Origin of the sequence: Paraburkholderia sp. Ac-20347, from assembly GCF_017104805.1 — a bacterium.
Lineage (GTDB): Bacteria > Pseudomonadota > Gammaproteobacteria > Burkholderiales > Burkholderiaceae > Paraburkholderia > Paraburkholderia tropica.
This window is the reverse complement of sequence record NZ_JAAGPN010000448.1, coordinates 1-3,830: the sequence shown is the minus strand read 5'-3', so window position 1 is coordinate 3,830 and position 3,830 is coordinate 1. Positions and strand designations below refer to the sequence as shown.

The following is a 3,830-nucleotide window of genomic DNA, read 5'->3' as shown; positions in this document are numbered from 1 at the left end:
CGACGCCCTCGCCCAGCCACGCGCCCGCGTGCGCGCCGTCGCGCGCGTGGCCCGGCAGCACGCAGGCCGACGCCACGTTGAAGTGGCGCGCGATCACGCGCATCAAGGCGTCGAGCGGGGCTTCGCGAGCGTCGTCATGAAGGACTTCATGCGCGCCGGACAACGCGCCATCGTCGATGCCGCGCACGCGCGCGCCGCCGCTTTTCGAGGCGGTGGTCGGGGTCGCGGATTCGACGGATGGCGGAGGCACGGCCATAGCGTTAGAGCACGGGCTGGAAGGGCTAGAAAGGGTCAAAACGGCGCGGGGCCGGCGGTTCGAGCGCGTAGTATAAGGCCTCAAATTCCGGCCGCCAGCCTGTGTGCGCGATACGCCACGCGCGCCTAGCTGTCGCCGCGGCGGCGGAACACCCACCAGCCGAGCAGCGCCGTGAAGCTCGCGACCACCAGCACCATCAGCCAGAAACCGTGGCGGTTCTCCGCGAGCGGAATGCCGCCCACGTTCATGCCGAAAAAGCCCGCGACGATGTTGATCGGCAAGGCGAGCACGGTCACCAGCGTGAGCGTGAAGAGCGTGCGGTTGTTCTGCTCTTCGAGACGCGCGGCGATCTCTTCCTGCAGGAGCTTGATGCGTTCGACCAGCCCCGCCATGTCGCCGAGCACGAGCGAGAATTCTTCGGTCGCCTCGCGCAGATCCTGCACGTCGGGCGGTTGCAGCCAGCGCGGCGGGCGCGCGAGCAGACGGAAGATCGAGCCGGGCTCGGGCGCGAGCATGCGCTGCAATCGTACGAGGATACGGCGCATCGCGGCCAGTTCGTGACGGCTCTTCGAACGGCGCGAGGCGAGAAACTGATCTTCGGCGCGATCCACGTCGATGCTCGTGCGGCGCACGATTTCCACCATCAGATCGGCCTGATCGCGCATCAAATGAATCAGCAGCTCGGCGGGCGAGCGGAACGTCTCGCCGTTGCGTACGTCGCCGCGCAAACGGTCGATTGAGCGCAACGGCTTCATGCGCGCCGTCACCAGCAGGCGTTCGTGCGTATAGGACCAGAGCGTGGCGATCTGCGAAGGCGTCAGCTCGAAATCGAACATCACGTCGTTGACGACCGCGAACAGCGCGCCGTCCATGTGTTCGATACGCGTGGAATGCGAGCCTTCGACGAGCATTTCGAAAAAGCCGTCGGGCAGATCCAGATGCGAGCGCATCCACGAGGCGCTCGCAGCATGTGCGAGATTGAAGTGCAGCCAGTAGAACGCGCCGTCGTCGGCCGGATTGGGCGCGGGTTGCGCCGGCGCGCAATCGGGCGTGGCGAGGTCCGCAAGGTCCGTGTTCTGGCGCGCGGCGGCGGCGAGCGCCGCTTCAGCGGCCTCGGCGGCCAGGGCGCGCGCGTGCTGAAGCCCGCGCAGCACTTCCTCACCGGTGACGGGCTGGCCCGGCTGGCCGGGCGTGAAGCGGAATCCGCATATCAGGCCCGACATGTCGGCGCCATAAGTTGCAATGGACGAAGCGAGATCCATGGTCGTGTGGCCGTTTGATCGCCGCAAGCATGCCACACGGGTGCTTTCGCGGGCAAGCTCGCACGCGCGCAAAGACACAAAACCGTCATATTGCGCCGATGTCGCTGGCCGAACTCCGATGGGCGTTTCGGCGAGTTCGCCAGGCGCCCCGCTTACATCGCTACACGAAGATACACACGCGAGCGGAATAGCGCGGCGCGCCATGCGTTCATCCCTATGCAGGCCGTCATGAATCCACGACGATCGATTCCGGCCACGCACCAACCTCACATCATCAGGAGTTCGAAATGTCTATCCGCCACGCCATGTTCGCCACCTTCATCGCACTCGCTTCGGTGGGCGCCGTCACGCAAGCCTCGGCACAAGGCCTCACGCGCGCCGAAGTGCGCCAGCAGTTGATCGAAGCCGAAAACAACGGCTCGCGCTTCGTGACCGATACGTCGTATCCCGACGTGAGTCCCGTGTTCGCACAGCAGGTGGCCGCGCAGCAGCAACAACAGCAACAACCGCGTGTCGCGCAAAGCGGCATGGGCATGCCGATGCCCGGCACGAGCGAATCGGGCGCACCGCAAAAGTGCGTCGGCCCGGCGAGCTTCTGCAATATCTACCAGGGCAGCTGAAGGTACAAAAGACGCTGTTCGATACCGTGCAACGCCGACGCCCCGCTCTCGATGAGCGGGGCGTCGGCGTTGGCATGCGAGCGATGACGCGGCAAGAGCGGTGCGGGCAATCCGCACCGCTACGTCACGAATACCGCTTCAATGCGGCGTCAATTGCGAATAGACGTCGTGCGCGAGTTGCAGCATCACCTTGTGGTCGATGCCGCCGGACAGCGCATAGCCGAAGTCGCCGTCGATCCAGTAGAACACGCTCACGGGGCCATCTTCGTAGAGCTTGAACGCCGTGGTGTTGCTGCTGGTCTTGCGGTGCGAGATGCACAGCGTCACGCGTTCGCCCTGCGCGTTGTGATACATGAATTGCGCGACTTCGCCGTCGGGACCGGGCAGCAAACGGCCGCCCGCCAGCTCGAAACCGCTTTTCGCGAGCATGGGCGGATGCACGTCGGTGCCGAGCCGGTTCGCGAGCCATTGCACGAAGTCCTGCTCCTGATGGCCGCTCATGGTGTCGGGGCGCGCGACTTCGGGCATGTAGACCACATGGGCGAGCGCGGCTTCGTGGACGAAGCTCATCGTCGTGTCGGCGCTCGCGGTCTGCACATCGCCGCGACCGGTCGCGCCCGGCATGAAATCCGCGCCGTAATGCGTGCCCCAGCCGATCCCCACGCCCAGCACCAGCGCGGCCGCCATGCCCGCGTACTTCGGCCAGTTGGCGGCCGGGCGCGTGTGCCCCTTCGGCGCTTTCTGCCCTTTCATCGCGTCCATGCGGGCCGCGGGCGCTTCGCTCGCCTCGCGCAGACGCGCGGGCACCGGCTCGCTGAGCAGGCTGTCGAAGCGCTCATGCAGCAGGCTGTTCAGCGAAAAGAAGTCGCCCACGCGCGCGGCGAGCTCGGGATTGCGTTCGAGCTCGCGCTCGACGTCGGCGCGGCGCGCTTCCGAGAGCGTGCCGTCCACGTAGGCGTGGATTTCGTCTTCGGTCACGGGAATTTGTTGCTCGCTCATCGCACCACCTTCAGATTCGCGCGCGGCACCGCGCCGGCCATGAGCGCACGCAGGCGCTCGCGTCCTCGCGACAGCCGCGACATCACCGTGCCGATGGGGACGTCCAGCGCCAGCGCCACATCGGCATAACTCATTTCTTCGAGGCCCACCAGCAGCACCACTTCACGCTGCTCGACCGGCAGCCGCTGCAACGCGAAGTCGAGATCGCGCACTTCGAGCGCGCCGGTCTGGGTCGCGGGCACGGCGTAGTCGGTTTCGGGCACGCTGTCGTCGTCGACGGAAACATGCGTGCCGCGCGCCGCCGACTTGCGCACCTGATTCACGAAGATGTTGTGCATGATCGTGAACAGCCACGCTCGCAGGTCGGTGCCCGCGCGGAACAGCTCGGTGCGCGCGAGGGCGCGTTCGAGCGTGTCCTGCACGAGATCGTCGGCGAGCTCGCGATTGTTGATCAGCGCGCGCGCGTAGCGCCTCAGGCGCGGCACGTGATCGATCAGTTCGTCACGGATGTCCATGTTGCATCCTTGTCTGCCCTCTTTATTCGTGCGTGCGGCGCTCGCGACGCGAGGCGCCCTGCTGCGTGGCGACGTCGGCGGCGCGCATCAGGCCGTGCGTGGCAGCGTTGCCCGCGATCACCCAGCGCGTGCCGTGCGAGGTCCAGCCGAGCAGACGCAGCGTGCCGACGCGGCGCGC

5 protein-coding genes are annotated in these 3,830 nt (G+C 66.6%); 1 reads left to right on the top strand and 4 read right to left on the bottom strand.

The window, feature by feature from the left end:
* Together G3N97_RS37295 and G3N97_RS37290 are read right to left on the bottom strand one after the other, a co-directional pair.
* Nucleotides 1-250, bottom strand: a 250-nt coding sequence (locus G3N97_RS37295) for a hypothetical protein (protein ID WP_205997768.1), incomplete at its 3' end; no start/stop codon positions are given.
* A 131-nt stretch (nucleotides 251-381) separates the two neighbouring features.
* Nucleotides 382-1,518 (bottom strand): transporter, encoded by a 1,137-nt coding sequence (locus tag G3N97_RS37290; protein ID WP_205997767.1) that lies wholly within the window; start codon nucleotides 1,516-1,518, stop codon nucleotides 382-384.
* A gap of 287 nt (nucleotides 1,519-1,805) precedes the next feature.
* On the opposite strand from G3N97_RS37290, the gene G3N97_RS37285 reads away from it, so the two are divergent.
* Nucleotides 1,806-2,138 (top strand): DUF4148 domain-containing protein, encoded by a 333-nt coding sequence (locus tag G3N97_RS37285; RefSeq protein WP_205997766.1) that lies wholly within the window; start codon nucleotides 1,806-1,808, stop codon nucleotides 2,136-2,138.
* 138 nt (nucleotides 2,139-2,276) lie between these two features.
* Here the strand turns inward: G3N97_RS37285 and G3N97_RS37280 are convergent, their stop codons facing one another.
* Together G3N97_RS37280 and G3N97_RS37275 are read right to left on the bottom strand one after the other, a co-directional pair.
* Nucleotides 2,277-3,137: an anti-sigma factor gene (locus G3N97_RS37280; protein ID WP_205997765.1), complete on the bottom strand. Its 861-nt coding sequence runs from the start codon at nucleotides 3,135-3,137 to the stop codon at nucleotides 2,277-2,279.
* Nucleotides 3,134-3,652 (bottom strand): sigma-70 family RNA polymerase sigma factor, encoded by a 519-nt coding sequence (locus G3N97_RS37275; protein WP_205997764.1) that lies wholly within the window; start codon nucleotides 3,650-3,652, stop codon nucleotides 3,134-3,136. The genes G3N97_RS37280 and G3N97_RS37275 overlap by 4 nt, the downstream gene beginning before the upstream one ends.
* Nucleotides 3,653-3,830: the final 178 nt, after the last annotated feature.

Coding starts and splice junctions, on each gene's coding strand:
- G3N97_RS37290 (WP_205997767.1), bottom strand. CDS start 1,518: ATGGATCTCGCTTCGTCCATTGCAACTTATGGCGCCGACATGTCGGGC.
- G3N97_RS37285 (WP_205997766.1), top strand. CDS start 1,806: ATGTCTATCCGCCACGCCATGTTCGCCACCTTCATCGCACTCGCTTCG.
- G3N97_RS37280 (WP_205997765.1), bottom strand. CDS start 3,137: ATGAGCGAGCAACAAATTCCCGTGACCGAAGACGAAATCCACGCCTAC.
- G3N97_RS37275 (WP_205997764.1), bottom strand. CDS start 3,652: ATGGACATCCGTGACGAACTGATCGATCACGTGCCGCGCCTGAGGCGC.